This is a genomic window from Pseudoalteromonas sp. PA2MD11, assembly GCF_017808125.1.
In the GTDB taxonomy this organism is placed as follows: Bacteria; Pseudomonadota; Gammaproteobacteria; order Enterobacterales; family Alteromonadaceae; genus Pseudoalteromonas; species Pseudoalteromonas simplex.
Map to the genome: position 1 here is coordinate 120,441 of NZ_JADKNF010000007.1, position 18,542 is coordinate 138,982.

Sequence of the window (18,542 nt, forward strand, 5' to 3'; positions counted from 1 at the left end):
GAGTATAATCGCGACCGAATCACAAATCAAACAAAAGAATGTAACCAAAGGTCTTATATAGCAAATAGTTACTAGAAAAGATGCAGAAACAAAAAAGCCAACCGCTCGGTTGGCTTTAAAACAGAAAGAGCTTTAGTCTTTCACCAGCTTTCTTCTGGTCGTTACTCGGTGACCAGAACGGAATATATTCAAAAAGCCATTACCTACATCACTCATGATAATGTACAAACAAGGTACTAGCACTAAAGTGATTAGAGTTGCAAACATAACCGCAAAACCAAGTGCAACCGCCATTGGAATTACAAACTTAGCTTGCAAGCTGGTTTCGAACATAATCGGTAGTACACCCGCAAAGGTTGTAATTGATGTCAGGGTGATTGCTCTAAAGCGCGCACAACCTGCTTCAATAACCGCTTGGCGAGTTGAAATACCTTCGCGGCGTGCTTGGTTTACAAAGTCGGTCATAACTAACGAGTCATTAATTACAACACCGGCCGCAGCAATCAAGCCAAAGCCCGACATCAAGCTAATATCTAAACCAAACCAGAAGTGACCCCAAATAGCACCGGTTAAGCTAAATGGAATAACCGACATAACAATTAGAGGCTGCGAATAGCTCTTAAGCGGTACAGCAAGCAAGATATACACTAAAATCATACCGCCGATGAAGAACATGATTTGCTCATTAGCTTGCGCCTGCTGCTCTTCAATTGAACCGCCTAGCTCAGTTTTAACTGACGGGTACTCTTCTTTTAACTGTGGCAACAAGTTCTCGTCAACTTGCTTAACCACTTCACCCGGCTCAATCGCTTCTTCATCGATACTGCCGTAGATATACACAGTACGATAGCCACCTTCACGGCGAATATAGCTAATACCTGGTTTTTCGTTCAGCTCAACAACATCACCCAGCATCACCTCTTGACCTGCAGGCGTTGTGATAACGGCGTGCTTTAATGATGCAAACGCTTCACGTGTTAGTTTCGGGTAACGAACCATAACACGTACTTCTTCACCGCGACGAATAACACGCTGTGCTTCACCACCGTAAAAGCTTGCGCCCACTTGGTTAGCAATATTGGCAAGGTCTAAACCTAGATCATATGCCACAGGTTTTAAGCTTAACTGCACTTCTTTGCTCGCCGGATCGATGGTCGAACTAATATCAAATAAGCCTTTTTGCTGTTGTAATAGTTGGATAAAACGACGACCTGCCTCGTTTAAGGTATCGATATCAGGGCCGTAAAGTAAGTAACCAAACTCACCATCCATTCCACCGCCATTTACATCATCGTAAATTTGCAGTGACTTCACACCTGGGATGCTTGGCATTTGTTCACGCCAACGACGAGATAATTCGAATGCGTTAAAAGGGCGAAGCTCTTCATCTACCAGCGGAGCAAGTAATTGTGCTTCAGTACGACCTTGGTTAAACACTAAGATATCGCGAATTAGCTTTTGGCCAAACTCTCGTTCTGTCTCTTGATCTACCTTGTTAACCATGGCTTCGATTTCACGAATAGCATTAATTGTTTGCATATCCGAGGCATTTTCATTCATTTCTAAACGAATTTGTGGAAAGTCCTGAGGTACTTTTGGTGTTGGTACCACACGCACTTGGTTTGATGTAATTAAGCCAAACGTCAAAATCAATAAACCGACAAACGCAAATAGTACAAACCAGCGCCATTCAACACACAGCTCAATAAAACGCTTATATGGACCATTTACAAAGTTAAAGAAACGTTTGTTAAAACGCGCTCGCCAGCTATTTGGATTAATTGGCGGAAACTTAGTATGGGCAATGTGTGCGGGTAAAATAAGTTTCGATTCAATCAAACTAAATATCAGGCACAGAATAACCACCACGGCGATACCAAAGAAGAATGCGCTCTCTGGACCACTTGATAATGTAAACGGTGCAAATACAGCAATTGTTGTTAAGACACCAAATGTTGCTGGGGTAGCAACGCGTTTTGCGCCATTTACAACGTTTACAACACCACCGCCTTTTTTCTCAATTTCGGTGTAGGCGCTCTCCCCTATGACTATGGCATCGTCGACCACGATCCCGAGTACCATAATAAAGGCAAATAACGACACGATATTAATACTGATACCAAATAATGGCATCATCATCATTGCCCCTAAGAAACACACAGGTAAACCAATCATTACCCAAAGTGCCAGCTTAAAGCGTAAGAAAATAGACAACATAATGGCCACCAAGATAGCCCCTTGGAAAAGGTTGGTTTTCATCATGTCTAAACGGGCATTTAGGTAATAAGTCATGTCCATCAGTGGCACAAGACGAAGACCGGCTGGTAGCTCTTTATTCTTTTGTTCAATAAAGGCTTTAACTGAATCAGCAACCGGGATCATATTTTGTTCTTTAGTTGCTTTTACAGATAAATAAACGGCATTTTCACCATTAAATTTAAAATAGCGTTCACCTTCAGTGAATTGGTCTTTGATCACAGCAATGTCGTTTAAAAGCACTTTCGCGCCATTTGCACCGATTTTTACTGGGATCTGGCGGAACTCATCACCGCTGTAATATTGATTTTCAACACGTACCGAGATAATACCTGCGTCAGTACGTAATTGACCTGCTGAAATATTTGCAGAGTAACGACGTACAGCACTGGCCACCTCACTTAAGGTAAGGTTGTATTGACGAAGTGAATCTGGGTCGATTTCAATCGCAATCTCATCAAGTGGTACATCGTTTTGCACCAGCGACACATTAGATAACTGCAGTAACTCATCTTCAATTTTGTTTGCAACAGGCTTTAACTCAGTCAGTGGAATATCACCCACTAGCGTCATACCAATCACGTCTTGGCGAAACTCAACTTGGCTAATCGTCACCGGCTCCATGCCGGCAGGGAAAGTCGCAATACTGTCTACCCGTAGTTTCACTTTATCAAGTACATCCGTGAGCTCTGCATCTGTGTTGATCTCTAAACTTGCAGTACCACTATTTCGAAATGAGCGATATACACCACGTTTAATTTCGGTGACATCTTTTAGTGACTCTTCAATTTTGATCAGAATACTTTCTTCAATTTCCTGTGGTGAGGCACCCGGATAATTAGCCTGTACCTCGATATAGTTAATTTCAATATTCGGGAACATCTGACGCTGAATAGTGAAATAACTAATGATCCCCATGATGATGATAAACACCATCATTAAGTTAGCAGCGACCGAGTTATTGGCAAAATAGGCAATAAGGCCAGACTGTTTTTCTGTGTTTGTATCAGTCATAGTGCTACCTTAAAGCTTTTCAACCGCTGCAGTTTCTGCATCGCTTGTCATTTCTTTCATTCCAGCAATCTTCACTTCCATACCCTCTTGCGGATACTCAGGTAGCGTTAGAACCAACTGGTCATTCACTTCAAGGCCATCACTGATATAGAAGTACTCACCTTCTTCACGCACTACGGTTACTTTACGTGGTTCAAGTTTATTCTCGCCGTTCACAATCCACACCGTTTGGTTATTCACTAAAGACTGCGGTAAACGGTAGATGTTTTGTAATGTTGCACCGGCAAAGTTCACTTGAACGTAAGCACCAAATTTAATAGGTTGTACGTCGTGCTTTAAGCCGTATGGGTCATCAACACGAACAACTAAGTTGCTCATACGCGTCGCGTTATCAACAACGCCTAGGTCACGGTCAATTTCGGCTTCACGAGTAAAGCTGTTTAAGCCTTTATTGATAATGGTCGCTTTAACGCCTTTTAAGCGTTTTGGTAAAAATACACTATCGAAACCAGCAATTGGTACAATGATTTCTGCACTTTCAATATTATTAATTTCAGCAACTTGGCTGCCTACATTAATGTATTGACCAACACCAATTTCACGGCTGATCACCAGTGCATCGTAAGGTGCTTTTACCTCACAGCGAGCAAGGTCACGCTCGGCACGTTTTAATGCCGCTTGCGCTGATTTAACAGCGGCTTGCGCGCTTAAAACTTGAGGTTTACGTAGGAATAAGTCAGTGCGCTCACGTTCTGGGTAACGTCTTGCTTCATCTTCTGCCACTTTAGCTTGTGCTTGCTCTTCGATCAGTGCCGCTTGAGCACTAGCAAGTGACGCTTCAGCTTGTAGTACAGCTGCTTCGTAGTTATCTTTTTCGATGGTAAATAACACTTCACCGCGAGCTACGATGCCACCAGCAACAAAGTTTGGATGCCAACTTGTAACTTCACCTGCTACTTGCGAGGCAAGTAAGGTACTTTCAAGCGGTTTCACTTCGCCGTAACTATTAATAATCACTTGATGATCATCACTTGCTACTGGCTCAACCTGTACTAAAGGACGCACATCAACTACATCCTTGTCTTTAGGCTCTTGAGCAATCGCGTTGATTGCCTTAAAACCAGCAACACCAACGATTAATGCAACAAACGGTAAGATCCATTTTAATAAACTTGTGCGCATAACTTACACCTATAATATTTTCACTGGCCCTATCATACCAAAGCTGACAGAAACATTAATGTGACATTTGTAAGGAACTGTTACAAAAACAGATAAATTGGCAACACAAAAACCAAAACTTATCTAAGAACAATTTGTTACAAACAAAAACCGCTTAATATCAGAGACTTACAACACTACTTTCACACTTGTTAACAAACAGCCTTTTATCAAAGGGTTAATTCATTAAACTTGATTGAGAAATAATTAAAGGAACGAGTTAACAATGAAAATAACAAACATTGCGCTGGCACTAAGCTTAGCGTTTGCCATGAATGGCCACGCCGCCGAAACAAAAAAAGAAGAAAAGAAGCCAAAAACACTGGCTGAAATGATCAAAGATAAAAGCGAGTTTGCCGGTGTTTTCAGCATTTACCAAGATGCGAAAACCGGCGATAACTTAATGGTGATCGACCAATCTCAACTTGATACACCATTTGTGTACTTTGCTCACACCATTGATGGTGTTACTGACGCAGGTCACTTCAGAGGGGCATATCGCGAGACAAAGCTAATTGAGTTTCGTAAATACTTTGACCGCATTGATATTATTAGCAAAACACCGCGCTATAAATTTGATGAAAACTCAGCCCTAGCACGCTCTGCCGATGCCAACATCAGCGAAGCTGTGCTTGCGAGTATTAAAATCGAAAAAGAAGAAGACGGTAAAATTGCTTTTAAAGTTGATAAGCTCTTTTTAAGTGAAGCACTGCATAAAGTGTCACCTTGGGCAAACCCAAAAGATAAAAATGCCAGCAAACGCTTTAAACTTGGTAAGTTAAACGACAAAAAATCGCGTATTGTTAAACAGCGCCCTTATCCAAATAACCTAGATGTTGTGGTGGACTACGTATTTTCTAATGCCAACCCAACAGTACGAGGCTCAAAAGCCGTAAGCGACCCTCGTAATGTTTCAATTAAAGTACAGCATTCATTTGTCGCGCTACCGAAAAATGATTATCAAGCTCGCCAAGATGACGCACGTATTGGTTATTTTACTAACGAATTCGACAATATGACATCAGCGGATTGGGCACCTTATGAAGATGTCATCAAGCGCTGGGACTTACAAAAGAAAGACCCATCAGCTGCACTGTCTGAGCCAGTTAAACCGATTACTTGGTGGATTGAAAATACCACGCCAGTTGAGTGGCGAGACACTATTCGTGATGCAGTACTAGCATGGAATAGCTCATTTGAAAAAGCAGGCTTTAAAAATGCCATCGAAGTAAAAGTACAACCTGATGACGCTGATTGGGATGCGGGCGATATAAACTACAACGTATTACGTTGGACTGCATCACCACGCCCTCCATTTGGTGGTTATGGTCCTGCCCTTGCGAACCCATTAACCGGTGAGATCTTAGGCTCTGACATCATGTTAGAGTATGTTTTCATGAAAAACCGTTGGATGTACGACACTTTATACACCCAAGGTGCAACCGCACTTGAAACTAACCAAAGCAGCACAGATTTACATTGCTCACTGGGCCACAGCATTCAAGAAAACATGCTACTTGCTAAAGGCTTAGGCACAGGTGCGAGCATTGAAAACAAAGAGATTTTACGCCAAGGCTTAACTCAGCTTGTTTTACACGAAGTGGGCCATACCCTTGGTCTTAACCACAATATGAAATCATCTATCTTGTGGGATGAAAAAGAAGTTCACGATAAGAGTAAAACGCAAGGTATCGTAACGGGTTCTGTTATGGACTATGCACCAGCAAACATTGCCCCTATTGGTATGCAGCAAGGTGATATCTTCCAAACCAAACCTGGCCCTTACGATGATTGGGCGATTGAGTACGGCTACAGCCAAGCATTGGCTGATAAAGCAGCTGAGCAGCAGCGACTTGAAAAAATTCTCGCACGCTCATCTGAGCATGCTTTAGCTTTTGGTAATGATGCTGATGATATGCGTGCCCCAGGCCGCCATATCGACCCACGTGTGATGATTGGCGATATGTCATCTAACCCTGCCGCTTATGCTGATGATCGTATGGAGCTTATCAATAAGTTGTTTACTGAACTTAAAGACAAAGCCACGGTTAATGGTGAGTCATACCAACAGCTGGTTACCTCAGCGAACATTTTATTTAGAAGCTACAGAACACAAGCCGGCGTGGTGTCACGTCAAATCGGTGGTGTTTATGTAGAGCGTAATGTGGTGGGTGATGACAAAAATGGTGCACCATTTACGCCAGTGCCACTTGAACGCCAGCAACATGCAATGCAAATTTTAGCCGACAAAGTATTCTCGCCAAATGTGCTTGCTAGTATGCAGCCACTGTATAACTACCTATTACAGCAACGTCGTGGTTTTAATCATTACGGTAAGAACGAAGACCCTAAACCACACGGCATGATTTTAGGCATGCAAAAGCTGGTACTTGCTCAGTTATTACACCCGGCTGTCATGCTGCGCATTTCAGACAGCGCAATGTATGGCAACGAGTATTCACTTAACCAATTTATGAATGACTTAACAGCAAGCATTTTTGTAGACAGCAAAAAAGCAAATACCCTAAGTCACAATCTACAAGTTGAATATGTGAATCAGCTAATCACGATTGCTGGTTTAGGCAAAGCGAGCAAGCACGATAACCTAGCCAAAGCTGCCGCGCTTTATCAGTTAAATCAAATTGCTGATATGAGCGTGCCTTGGGGTGCAGACACCGCAGCTAAAGCGCATAAGCAATATATCGATCGCTTAATTAGTAAAGCCCTCGAAGCATAATCTTAGCAACACAAAAAAGGCTGCCACTTGGCAGCCTTTTGTTTTTAGTTTAAGCCATTGCTGGGCGAGATTTATAATACTGAATACACCCTAGTTGCGCGGCATTAGTCAGTAGTATCATTACAAAGGTCAGTATGTGAGACACACTTGGTGTCGCCATAGCAAGCTCGGCAGCAAGGCCACAGCTTCCAGCAACAAACTGTAGGCTGAAGTAGCGCGCACTTAAATTACTAATATCACCACTTTTAATAGTTTTATAAGTCTGCGGCATAACACGAATAGAGCTCATGACTAAACCTACATAGGTGAGCCAGTTAAGCACCGTTGCCGTTTCATAATAAGGGTTCAGCAACAAACTAAAAGGCACGAATGACATGGCTAATAACCCGGCTAGTTGCATACGTTGCTTTCGCTCAGCATTGTAACGAACAAAGTAATAAAGGATCACACCACTTAGCATGCCAGTAACAACGAACGGCAAAACCATGTAAAAGCGCTGAAAGAACAAGTTATAGGTGATGAAATACACACTTTGCGCAACACCAAAGCTCATCATTAACAGCGAAACGCCCGACACACTGCGATTTTTACGGATCTTATTTAAAAGCGGATAAAAGCTAAACGCTAAAATAAAGCATGAAATAATCGGCAAAAAGTGCGCCAAAACAGACCTCTCTCGTTACAATTTAGTTAATACGTTAGCAATTTATAAATCGCCCATAAAAATTCAGTAAATAACTGTTTTTAAAGCGATTTAAAAGAGCGCGGCATTGTAATGAGAGAGTATTAGAATGCAATAAAGAATAAAAAATATACAATCAGCTATTGGCAAGATATCCGTACAAGCTGTTTACAGCTGATGACACTAACGACTGACTTGAATAGTCACTGCAATATGGGTACATTGAGCGGATAGTATTCAGGAGAGAAAAGCTATGAAGCCAATTTTATATGTAATTGTTTTATTTTCCTTTTTGGCTGGATGCGAGAGTACAAGCCAACAGTCAACCCCCCCTCCTAGCGTTGCCAGCTTACTAAACAATGAACATTTTCAACAAGTTGAACTAAAAGACCCTGAACTTTTTACCTTACCAGCCGAGGAACAAAAACGCTTCCTTAACTATTTCACAAGACACCAAGGTGACTATTTAAGAGATGATCAAGTTCTTTATCAATACTTAGAAAATAAGCTCAGTAATTTTAATTATTTTAGCGCCACCTTAAATGCCCAACAGGCATTACAAAATGAGCAAGGCAATTGCATCAGTTTAGCAATTTTAACTCACGCATACGCTCAACTAGTCGGGCTCAAAACTGGTTTCCAAGCGGTCTCAAGTGAGCCTGTTTATAGTAAGCAAAATAATATAGTGTATGTGTCAGGCCATTTTCGCACCAAAGTCTATGCCCCTTTAAGTGAAGAAGATAATTACTTGGTACCGCCAGGTACTGTCATTGACTACTTTCCTGCTCGTGGTAGTTTTTATTCCGGCCGTGCTGAACTAAAAGACTTAATTAGCCGTTATTACAGCAATTTAGCAAGCGACGCACTTATTGCTAACCAATTTGATTTGAGCTACAGCTATATTTTAAAAGCCAATGAATATACACCAAATTCTGCTGCGCTTTACAATTTAGCTGCCGTATTACATCGTCAATCGGGTGATTTAGCTGGAGCAAAACATATTTATCAAACAGCGATGCAGCATGGCTTTAAAGATACGAATTTACTACATAATTACGCAGTGCTGGCCGAGCAACTGAATGATCAGATTTTGGCTGAGCAGCTCAATTCACAGTTAGCGATGCTTAGGCAAGACCCGTTTGAGTTACTCGCTACAGCGATTAACGCTCGTAACAATGGCCAATTTTACAAAGCAAAACAACAACTCGAGGAGGCTATCGCATTAGCTCCGTATTTATCTGAACCATATATAGAGTTAGCAATTGTAAGTTATCAGCAAGGTAATGAACAAAGCAGCAAAGAATGGCTAGAAAAAGCCATTGAGATAGAAAATAAAGACGAAAAACTAGCACTTTATCACGCCAAGCTTTTCGCCTTAAAAGGTCAACACTAGTTTATAACGAGTAATAAAAGCTTAGCCAAGCGCGTAAATCATTTTCAAAGTCGTCGCCTTCTACTCGGGCGACGCCGAAATCAAGGTTTACATCATTTAAACCTGCAGGCCCCATGCCAAAGCTAAAGTCTCCTTGCCACTTGAGACCGTAACTTTGTGCATAAACTCGGTTATCGACCTGATGCTGTTGGTAGTAAAGCCAAGGTAATGAATCTTTGTAACTAATACCCCCGCCATAGCCTTTATAGCGGTTACCTAATTGACTAATAAACGGCAGCTCAGGGGCAACAACAAAGCCACTTTGCGTGTCATTATTAATTAAGTTTGACTCATAACCGCCAAGCGCAAGGCTACTGTCATCGCGATATTGCTGAGCAAAATTAACATAAACTGGAATATCATAGGCATAACCGCTCAATACGGTAGCAAAGTTATAGCCCTGCCAATTATTCGAGTCAGCATCACCGGATAGCCACTGGGCACTTACGGACTGAGAAAAACCATATTGCTGTCTATCATGTTGCCATTTTTGTTCAAGGCCAAGCGTTAACCATTGATCATCCCCATTACTAAAGTCACTGTAGTTATAGCTCAAACTCGGCGTAATACTAAGCTGCTGAAACTGCAACGGGTAACTCAAAGCTAAATGCGCCCCTGTGTTACTAATGTTTAGTGGCATTTGTGAGTGGTACTGTTTTGCTGATTCAAGGTCGTAATCAAATAACAGCGCTTTAAATTTTAAATCAAACGCTGAGTACTTAACGGCCGCGAACACCCCTTCTAATGCTTTGTCATGTAAATCAGCACTATAGCCTGCCTGTAAATCGAGCTGCTTTAAAAAGTCATTGCTTTTTACTCCAAGGGTAAGCAGTGAAGATGAAGCCGAATAGTACTGAGATGCCAACGAAAAGGTTGGTTTTTGCTGCCAAATATCATAATCGGCTGGCTCAGTTGGGCTTTGCGGGTAGATTTTCGCCTCAGGTAATACTTCGCTCGTTACTTGCCCTCGTGGTGGCGCCGCACTTTTAGCAAATTCAACAACCTCTAATCCTTGTGGTTGCTCAGCAAAATGCTTGATATTCGGCCCTTCAGCAGTGATCGATAAATACAAAAGTTCACCATTATTCATTGCCATTGGGTGTGCAACAGCTTCTTGGCCTTGCGTTAATTGGCGTAGTGAATTGCTTTGTAGATCATAATGATATAAATCGAGAGCTTTCTTTTTACCGGCAACAAAATATAGCCCTTTGCCATCTGCTTGCCAATTAGGTTGTGACAGATACTGATAGCCCTCAGGCATTGGCACAGTAAGTGATTTTTGAGAGCTTAAATCTTGTATATACAACTCCCAATTGGCATTCAATGTCGCTTTTAAATAAGCAAGTTGAGCTTTATTAGGGCTTAGTAATGGATAGTCATAAACCGTTTCTAGGCTTTTCTCAAATAAAGGGGTAGAAACACCCGTATTGAGGTCAAGGCGCACTAGCTCAGAGAAACCATGCTGAGTTTGCTCAGCATAAACAGTTTGCCCGTTATCACTAATACTAAAGCGGCGCAGCCCTGCATGATGCGTCAAAGCGCTCACTTTACCAGTGTCGATATCATAGCGGTATAAATCAGAAACACCTTGAATGGAGCCTTTAGCAACTGTTGTTGTGGCAGTGAAAAACAAAGTATTTTCGTCTAACCACTGCGGGTTTTTTATACCCTGCCTATTAATTTGTTGAAGCACATGTTTTTGCTTACGCTTAAAGACATTGGGGGCTTTATCTGCGATATCGACAGGATCATCATCAAGTAACGCTTGTTGCTGCTTTGCAAAATCATCGGCAGCCTGTTGATTGTCATCAGTGCTATAAATGACTAAACGGGTTTCGTCATCTTTGTTGCGCTCAACAATAGCAAGTTTACTGTTATCTAAACTTAAAACAGGGTTCGAGGCGTATAAATCAAGCTCTAACCAAAGCTTGCTTGTAAGTGTTTGCTCACTTACCTCTTTAGCCATTGCTTTATAAGTATATTCGGCAATAAAACGACGATATAGGCGCTCAGGTGAGTCGCCAAATACCCCGCTAAAGGCCTCATCAAAATCACGTGCTTTAACCGCTTGCATGCGTGTCCAAACTGCATCAAGAGTTTGCGCTGAATAGTTCTCTTCGAGCCATGCAAGAAAGCGAGAACCCATTAAATACGCCATTGAGCCAGCTAAATAGCCTCCTTCGGTACTACTCAATTGGTTATATTGTGGCAGCGCACCTTGCTGGGCAAATTCAACCAGTATTGCTTCTGAAAGGTTATCGTATAAACGGCCTCGGCCTGTCATTTTCGACTCAAGCAGCGTTGCATAGCCTTCGGCAGCCCAGCGCGGCATTTCGCCATCAACTAAATCGTAAATATCCCAACTATTACGAATAACCTGACGTACGTCGCTTCGAGTAGGCTGAGCAAGATGCACTAAATGAATATATTCATGCAAAATCAATAACTGCTGCCAGCCATCAGTGTTAGAAATCACCGTGTCGGATTGCGGGGGCGTAGTAAACAAGGCCATTAAAGGCTTATTAGTTACAGGCAAAGCAAAGCCATTGGAGGCGTTAAACGGGTCGAAAACCAGTACATCGACCACTTCATCAAGGGCACGGTTATGCTGTTTTAAAACCTTATCACGAACAATTTCAAGCTCTGTTGCTGCTGAACGGGCCCATTGCTGATTCTCAGTACTAAAATGCACGTTAAAGTGTTCGGTATGAATAGTTTGCCAAGTTTCTTGGCTTGAAGCGTGGCTAGCAGCAAGTAGTGCCGCAGTTAACAGGGCTTTTTTCATCACAATCCTTGATTAGCAAGTTACTTAATTTAAGGATTAGTATGCGATGCTTTTTAAAAAGGCTGAAGTTAAAAAGTGTAAGAAATTACTCGATTTTAAGTGGGCGAACCAAGCCTAGTAATTGATAAACAATAAATATTGTTGCTGCAAACATAATACTGCTTCTCAATGCACCAAGACCCGCAAGAGCCATCGCGCCAGTCACAAGCAAAGCAATACAAGTCACTGCACAACTTACGCAAAGACCTTTACACTCCTTCTTATTGCGAGCATAGCAAAGTAATCCGACAACACCTGAAATAGCTAAAATAGGTAGTAAATAAATCATTGCGAACCTCCATCTGTAGCTTTTGAGAAAGTATACTCAAAAACCCAAATAGGTCAATGATATTGAGAACTATTTTCATTTAAAACCAATTCCGCTCGACGCCTTCTATTTCATATAGGGCAAAATCAGCAAACTGCTCAGCCAGCTCTGCTTTTAAATAAGGCATTGATACTGAACCAGAAGCAAGTTGTATATACAGGCTTTTAAGCTGTGATCGGCGCATTAAATAAGTGCTTATTGTGGTGACACTTTGTGCTTTATAGATTTCAAAAACACGATACTGCACACCCAGCATGCCGGTTTTAAATACGGCAAAAAAGCGGCCGTCATGTTGATACATAGCCACACCCGTTTTTTGATAATTCAAAAACACACCGATCATCAAAACTAAGCCCACGACAATGCTCCACAGCATCGTAGCAGCATCAAATAAGGCATTGAAAATTAAAGCAGAAAATATAGTAGGTAGGAGCACATATAAAAACGTATTCTTATAAAGTAAAGCGCGCTCAGGCTTAACAAAGTTAAGCTCTGTTAAATCAACAAACCATGGAAATAACCAGCCACACACGGCTTGCACTTGCTCTTTGGTGATTACTGGCATCACTAACGTTTGTTTATTTTTATGTGCCGCAACCCCAGCAGCCATGCCACCACTACTCACTTGTGGGCAAATTAAGGTATAGCGATTAAGCAGCCGAGCAATAATATTTTGCTTGATTTGCACACTTTGAATTTTCGACACGCTGATCGAGAGTTGCTGGCGCTCAAATAAACCTGCCACACGCTTAAACTTATCGTCCTGAAAATACAGCTGAAAGTTAAAAAAGCGCACCAAGGCCATGACAACAGAAAGTAAAATAGCACATAAAACAATGGCAACAACCATGATTAATACAGCGATTGCAGCGGCACTACCAACGAACGCAGCTTGCTCATTCAGTATGGCCTCTAGGCGATTTATGATGGTTTTTTCGAGGTACTCAAAAATCACATTCATAAATGGAGCAAGTGCAGCCAATGCCAATATTGCCATGTTCGACATCAAACCAAACTTAGCAATTTCAGCATTGCAGATCGTTAAGGTTTTCGGTTTATCTGTTGCTTCGCTCTGCTCAATAGACGGCTGTTCTTGCTGCTGTAACTGAGCCTTAAATTCCATAACTTGTTCACGAACTTGCTCGGCATAGCTAAGCTTAATTCCCGGGATCACAGCTTCTTGAGCACTACTACCGGCGGCATCGAAAATACAATTAACTAAATTAACTGGCTGAAAATAAAAAGGTTCGGCAATGTTTACGTTCTGTACTCGAGCAAATTTTAGGGTTAGCCGCTCTTTTTTAAATACCCCTTTATTGAGCAGTATTTCGTGACCATCCGTTATGCGGTATTTAAAATTACGATAATAAGCAAAGGCATACAGCACTAAAACTAAAGAGGCCACGGCAACAGCTATTTGCCCCCAAAACAGCTTTTGCTCAACTTGCGTAACAAATAACACCAAAATAGGCAGTAAATTAAGCAGCCCATCTTTTATGAAGCGCAGTGCAAAGTGAACAATAAAATACAGTAGCGCCCATGGCGACACGCGTTGCCATTGTTGATCACTCATCGGCAAGCTCACTTTCTTGAGTTGCTGCATTATCACCATAACTTTGCACGAACTGGCGGACATCATTGCATTGTTCGTCCGTTAACCCACTGATATGTAAATCAGCACTCATGCCACCGGCACTGTAAAGCCTGAGTGTTGCGAGTCCTAACTTTCGCTCAATTGGGCCGCGATGAATTTCGGTGTGTTGCACGCGAGAAATAGGCAATAAGGTGATTTGTTGCCAAATTAAACCTCGCTTAAAGGCAATATCATGCTCTCTTACTGCCACCCCTTTGGCGCGAACGCTGTAAAGGTTGTAAACCATTGACAGTATTACCAACAATGGCAAAACCAAAAGCCAAGGTGTAGCAATGGCTTCGCTAATGGCTGGATTAAAGTGCCGTACTGTAATGATCACGGCCATTAAAGGCACATAAAACAACAACCAATTTAGTTGTACATGCCATATCGCATTATCTGCAAGTGGTTGGAATTGAATCGTTTGATGCTTTGGTAGGGTTTCTATTTGTTGATTACTAAACACGGTAATTCCTTGTAAAGGCCAGCTGTGCCGGCCTTACGTGCTAACACTGAGTTGTTATAAATTATACCCAGCGTAGTTTTGTTGCAAGTGTGTGGCTTGCTCCTGGTGCAAGTTCAACACTATCATCAAGGACATTAGCCGCTTCTAAACACAGCATGACGTGATATTCGTCATCAGCAAAATTTGAAAGACGTTTTGATTTATCAATCCATGGGTTCCAAAGTACACACGATGTTGAATTTTCGCGGCCTACTTCAATAATGCCATCAGGTGTAATGATACGCTGAGTGTCTTTTGCTTCGGTATAAACCATGTCTGTTTCACGCGCGAACGACACTAACTCATTTTGCTCAAATGGACCTTCAGCAAATTCGATGTATTTCGCGCCTTGCAGGCCATCTACTTTTGTTTCTTCAATTGCTGGTGTTGGGAAATACGTGTGCAGTGCTTGAGTGAACTGTACAGTTTGGTTATCTAAGTTTGTGGTTGTTAAACGTAGCTCTAAGCTAGAGGTTAAAATAAACTCGGCCAATAACTTAGTTTTATAAGGCCAATACTTTTCATCAACTTGCGTCATCGGTAATGACAAGCTGATATAAATAGAATCGTCTTGTTCTTTCACTTCTTCTGCACGCCATAAACTTGTGCGAGCAACACCATGAGCTGGCCAGCCTTCATGTTGGCTTACTCCGAACCATGGCCAACAAATCGGAATACCGCCTCGCACACCTTTGCCTTCTTGGTAATCTTCTAATTCTGAGACCCATAATAGTGGCTTTTTATCGGTTGGCGTGAACTCAGTGATCTGCGCACCTTGCAGAAAAATAGTAGCGCTACAAAACTCACTAGCAACTTTAATAAATTCAAGCCCAGTTTCACTTTGCTCAATCGTAACTGATGGCGATAACTTCATAATTCGTCCCATTTAATGAAAGAAAAATCCACCTTACCCAATGCAGTGGCTTTTAGTAAATAATATTTAGTTATTTGTATAAATTGTTTTACTACAAAGTGATGGTGTCACCTCGTAGGTGCATTTTAAGTGTTAACAACAATTACTCCATCTAAATTTAAACTTTTATGTTTTAATTTCTACTCTAATTAATAAATAAACACGATAACAACCTTTATGGCCGCAAATTATAAGCCACATAGTTATTATTTATTTGAACTCAATTTATTAGATGTGTAATATTTTGCGATTGCGGTTGTTCCACGCCGCCTTATTTAAGAGACAGAAACATGCAAAAGTATGACGAGCTACTAGTGTCGCTGCGCAAAGTGATCAGAGCCATCGACCTTCATTCAAAACAGCTCAATAAAACCTCAGGCTTAACAGGCCCACAATTACTGATTATGAACGAGGTTGCACAAACCGATGGCATAACCGCTAGTCGCATTGCACAAAATGTAAATTTAAGCCCGGCTACGGTTACCAATATCTTAGACCGTATAGAAAACCGTAACCTGATCACCCGTGTACGTAGCCAATTAGATAAACGCCGAGTTAGTTTGCATCTCACAGAAGCAGGTAAACAGCTATTAGAACAAGCACCTCAACCTCTGCAAGAACACTTCATCGAAAAGTTCTCAGCACTCGAAGAGTGGGAACAAAGCTTATTACTTTCATCAATGCAACGTATTGCCGCAATGATGGATGCAGATCAGCTTGATGCTTCACCACTACTTGAAGTTGGCGCAATCACCAAGACATTAGAACCACAGTAAAAATTAAAACTGATTGATTAATATTAATTTTCTGTGGCTAGTCTTGGGTTCAGCATGAATATCAACTATGCTTGGTAGTACCCATTCCAACACTAGCGAAAATTCATGCTTAAACTATCAAAGTTAGCCCTCGCAATAGCCTTGGGCACAACTTCAAGTCTTAGTCAGGCATCTGAAATTGATGACCTTCAAAAACAGCTGCAGTTACTGAAACAGCAAATGCAGCAACTGCAAAGCAAACTTGATGCTGCAGAAGAAAAATCACAGCAACAAGCCGAGAAACAAGCGCAAATTGATGCACAAGTAGCAAAGCAACAAAAGCAACTTGAGCAGCAAACAGCGGCTGTTGAAGCTCCTAAAAAAGAATCTGGCATTAAGGTTGGGGGTGCAGTACGTACCAACTTCAGCCATACATCTTATAACGATGGTAATAAAAACCGCGGTGGTGACTTCGATTTTGACATCTTCAGACTAAATTTTGCAGGCGATGTCGGTGATGTACAGCTTAACGCTGAGATCCGTTTTTTCGATTACATGACTGCAGTTAAATATGCCTATGCAGCCTATGACTTTGCTGAAGACTGGCAGGTGCAGGCAGGTATTACCAAAGTGCCTTTTGGTAACTGGCCTTACAACTCGCACAACTATTTCTTTGGCACTACTTATTATATAGGTCTTGAAGATGATCATGATTTAGGTGTTCTATTCAAGCGCAAAATTGCTGATAACTGGCAAATTGATCTTGGCTTTTTCAAAAATGATGAGCTAGGTGGCGTTGATGGTTACGTAAGCGACAGAAGCGACCGCTACTCATATGATGTTGTCGGTTTCCGCTCTGCTGATGAAGGTGTTTATGCCGAACCAACCAATCCGATTGGTGAGTACAATACCTTCTCTGGCCGTTATGGCTATCATTTTGAGCATGACGGCGGCACCACCGAGCTAGGTGTTTCTGCGTTATCGGGTGGCTTACATGACGGCGAAGATAAAGCCGGTGATTACTACGCTTGGGCTGTGCACTTAAACAGTACTATTGGCCCATGGAACTTCCAGCTCCAGCATGGTGAGTATAACTACGATATCGACAACGTCGACCGTATGGCTGTGGGTGCTTATGCGTTTTACGATAGCATTGCCGCAGAAGCAACCATGACTAATGCCAATATCGCTTACAGCCTGCCTGTAGAGTGGGGTCCGGTAACAAACCTGCAGTTTTATAATGACTACGGCATTATTTATGACAAGTCAGATAACAGCGAAGATACATGGATGAATGTAACAGGGGTATCTGTTGCCGCAGGTGGCTTATTCACTTATTTTGATTTTGTACAAGCGAAAAACCAACCATTTGTTGGCGGCTCAATTGCTGGCGACAGCGACGACACCGAAACTCGCTTCAATATCAATATTGGTTATTATTTCTAGAAATAGCCAAAAATAAGACCTACAAGCCCAGTTTAAACTGGGCTTTTCATTTGTTTGAAGTAAGTTTACCTATAGTGTTAGCTAATAATATTAAGCTGAGCTAAAGTTAAATAAACAACATGGTGTAGACTATGTTGCTAAAACCAATAAATACAAACCACCTTGATCATAGGTATCGAGCAAGCACTACAACGATTTAAGTTTTATCAGGCCCAGCTTTATTGAAGAATGTGAAAGCGGCGTTTACCGCCTATAAAAATGGCTGCTATCAATTACTCGGGTTATTGATGGTGGGTTTAGGTATCATAGGTATTGCATTACCTGTGATGCCTACGACTATCTTTTTTATACTAGCATTGGCGTGCTTTACCCGCTCATCACCCAAGCTTTCTGCCTGGCTGCTAAACCACCCAAGATACGGCCAACCGTTAAGGTTTTGGCAAGAGCATAAGGTTGTTCCTACCCGTGCTAAGTTATTAGCAGGTTTTGGTATGGCTATCGGATATGCTTTTTTACTACAAAGTGCCGCACCCATTTGGGTGATGTATCTTGTGGCAGTGATTGAATTAAGCGTATTAGCCTATTTAATTAACCGCCCATCTGCGCCCAATAAACCAACCCTAATTCAAGTTAATATAACCACACAGATGCGCTTGATGTTGCTTGCCTGTTTTCTCAGCTCGCAGCTAGCAGTTATGGCTTATCTCGCTATTCATTTCTAGCACAAAGAAATGTAAAGAACGTAAACCTGCTTGTTACCAGTAATACAAATCATTATCATATTTGTATCTTTAAC

12 protein-coding genes and 1 pseudogene are annotated in these 18,542 nt (G+C 41.7%); 5 read left to right on the forward strand and 8 right to left on the reverse strand.

Features of this window, described 5'->3' with window-relative positions:
* Positions 1-132: 132 nt before the first annotated feature.
* Both ISP07_RS10055 and ISP07_RS10060 read right to left on the reverse strand, forming a co-directional pair.
* Positions 133-3,270: an efflux RND transporter permease subunit gene (locus ISP07_RS10055; RefSeq protein WP_209327543.1), complete on the reverse strand. Its 3,138-nt coding sequence runs from the start codon at positions 3,268-3,270 to the stop codon at positions 133-135.
* Between the two features lie 9 nt (positions 3,271-3,279).
* Positions 3,280-4,452, reverse strand: a complete 1,173-nt coding sequence (locus ISP07_RS10060; RefSeq protein WP_054552306.1) for an efflux RND transporter periplasmic adaptor subunit — start codon at positions 4,450-4,452, stop codon at positions 3,280-3,282.
* Between the two features lie 265 nt (positions 4,453-4,717).
* On the opposite strand from ISP07_RS10060, the gene ISP07_RS10065 reads away from it, so the two are divergent.
* On the forward strand, positions 4,718-7,228 hold the full coding sequence (locus ISP07_RS10065; RefSeq protein WP_209327544.1) for a zinc-dependent metalloprotease: 2,511 nt from the start codon (positions 4,718-4,720) through the stop codon (positions 7,226-7,228).
* Between the two features lie 49 nt (positions 7,229-7,277).
* Here the strand turns inward: ISP07_RS10065 and ISP07_RS10070 are convergent, their stop codons facing one another.
* Positions 7,278-7,892 carry a PQ-loop domain-containing transporter gene (locus tag ISP07_RS10070; RefSeq protein ID WP_105173880.1) on the reverse strand — a complete coding sequence of 205 codons (615 nt, stop codon included), beginning with the start codon at positions 7,890-7,892 and terminating at the stop codon, positions 7,278-7,280.
* A gap of 271 nt (positions 7,893-8,163) precedes the next feature.
* Here ISP07_RS10070 and ISP07_RS10075 point away from each other — a divergent pair, with 271 nt between their 5' ends.
* Positions 8,164-9,303, forward strand: a complete 1,140-nt coding sequence (locus ISP07_RS10075; protein WP_209327545.1) for a tetratricopeptide repeat protein — start codon at positions 8,164-8,166, stop codon at positions 9,301-9,303.
* A 1-nt stretch (position 9,304) separates the two neighbouring features.
* Here ISP07_RS10075 and ISP07_RS10080 read toward each other — a convergent pair whose 3' ends face one another.
* From ISP07_RS10080 to ISP07_RS10100, 5 genes are all read right to left on the reverse strand, one after another.
* Positions 9,305-12,127: a TolB family protein gene (locus tag ISP07_RS10080; RefSeq protein ID WP_209327546.1), complete on the reverse strand. Its 2,823-nt coding sequence runs from the start codon at positions 12,125-12,127 to the stop codon at positions 9,305-9,307.
* An 85-nt stretch (positions 12,128-12,212) separates the two neighbouring features.
* Positions 12,213-12,455 carry a hypothetical protein gene (locus ISP07_RS10085; RefSeq protein WP_054552301.1) on the reverse strand — a complete coding sequence of 81 codons (243 nt, stop codon included), beginning with the start codon at positions 12,453-12,455 and terminating at the stop codon, positions 12,213-12,215.
* A 79-nt stretch (positions 12,456-12,534) separates the two neighbouring features.
* Positions 12,535-14,097, reverse strand: coding sequence for a PH domain-containing protein (locus ISP07_RS10090; protein ID WP_228290581.1), 1,563 nt, complete (start codon positions 14,095-14,097; stop codon positions 12,535-12,537).
* Positions 14,060-14,593 (reverse strand): PH domain-containing protein, encoded by a 534-nt coding sequence (locus ISP07_RS10095; RefSeq protein ID WP_209327547.1) that lies wholly within the window; start codon positions 14,591-14,593, stop codon positions 14,060-14,062. The genes ISP07_RS10090 and ISP07_RS10095 overlap by 38 nt, the downstream gene beginning before the upstream one ends.
* Positions 14,594-14,654: 61 nt before the next feature.
* The gene (locus tag ISP07_RS10100; RefSeq protein ID WP_138599104.1) at positions 14,655-15,506 is read right to left on the reverse strand and encodes a D-hexose-6-phosphate mutarotase; all 852 of its coding nucleotides are present in this window, start codon (positions 15,504-15,506) and stop codon (positions 14,655-14,657) included.
* Positions 15,507-15,835: 329 nt separating this feature from the next.
* Here ISP07_RS10100 and ISP07_RS10105 point away from each other — a divergent pair, with 329 nt between their 5' ends.
* The 3 genes and pseudogenes from ISP07_RS10105 to ISP07_RS10115 form a co-directional block, all read left to right on the forward strand.
* Complete coding sequence (locus ISP07_RS10105; RefSeq protein ID WP_054552297.1) at positions 15,836-16,321, forward strand: MarR family winged helix-turn-helix transcriptional regulator; 486 nt, start codon at positions 15,836-15,838, stop codon at positions 16,319-16,321.
* Between the two features lie 105 nt (positions 16,322-16,426).
* Positions 16,427-17,746 carry a porin gene (locus ISP07_RS10110; protein WP_209327548.1) on the forward strand — a complete coding sequence of 440 codons (1,320 nt, stop codon included), beginning with the start codon at positions 16,427-16,429 and terminating at the stop codon, positions 17,744-17,746.
* Between the two features lie 221 nt (positions 17,747-17,967).
* Positions 17,968-18,360, forward strand: a pseudogene (locus ISP07_RS10115) (YbaN family protein); the annotation flags it as partial.
* Between the last annotated feature and the right edge of the window lie 182 nt (positions 18,361-18,542).

Excerpts from the sequence above, each read along its gene's own strand:
- ISP07_RS10100 (WP_138599104.1), bottom strand. The coding sequence starts at position 15,506 with ATGAAGTTATCGCCATCAGTTACGATTGAGCAAAGTGAAACTGGGCTT.
- ISP07_RS10060 (WP_054552306.1), bottom strand. The coding sequence starts at position 4,452 with ATGCGCACAAGTTTATTAAAATGGATCTTACCGTTTGTTGCATTAATC.
- ISP07_RS10105 (WP_054552297.1), top strand. The coding sequence starts at position 15,836 with ATGCAAAAGTATGACGAGCTACTAGTGTCGCTGCGCAAAGTGATCAGA.
- ISP07_RS10085 (WP_054552301.1), bottom strand. The coding sequence starts at position 12,455 with ATGATTTATTTACTACCTATTTTAGCTATTTCAGGTGTTGTCGGATTA.
- ISP07_RS10080 (WP_209327546.1), bottom strand. The coding sequence starts at position 12,127 with ATGAAAAAAGCCCTGTTAACTGCGGCACTACTTGCTGCTAGCCACGCT.
- ISP07_RS10090 (WP_228290581.1), bottom strand. The coding sequence starts at position 14,097 with ATGCAGCAACTCAAGAAAGTGAGCTTGCCGATGAGTGATCAACAATGG.
- ISP07_RS10075 (WP_209327545.1), top strand. The coding sequence starts at position 8,164 with ATGAAGCCAATTTTATATGTAATTGTTTTATTTTCCTTTTTGGCTGGA.
- ISP07_RS10065 (WP_209327544.1), top strand. The coding sequence starts at position 4,718 with ATGAAAATAACAAACATTGCGCTGGCACTAAGCTTAGCGTTTGCCATG.
- ISP07_RS10055 (WP_209327543.1), bottom strand. The coding sequence starts at position 3,270 with ATGACTGATACAAACACAGAAAAACAGTCTGGCCTTATTGCCTATTTT.
- ISP07_RS10110 (WP_209327548.1), top strand. The coding sequence starts at position 16,427 with ATGCTTAAACTATCAAAGTTAGCCCTCGCAATAGCCTTGGGCACAACT.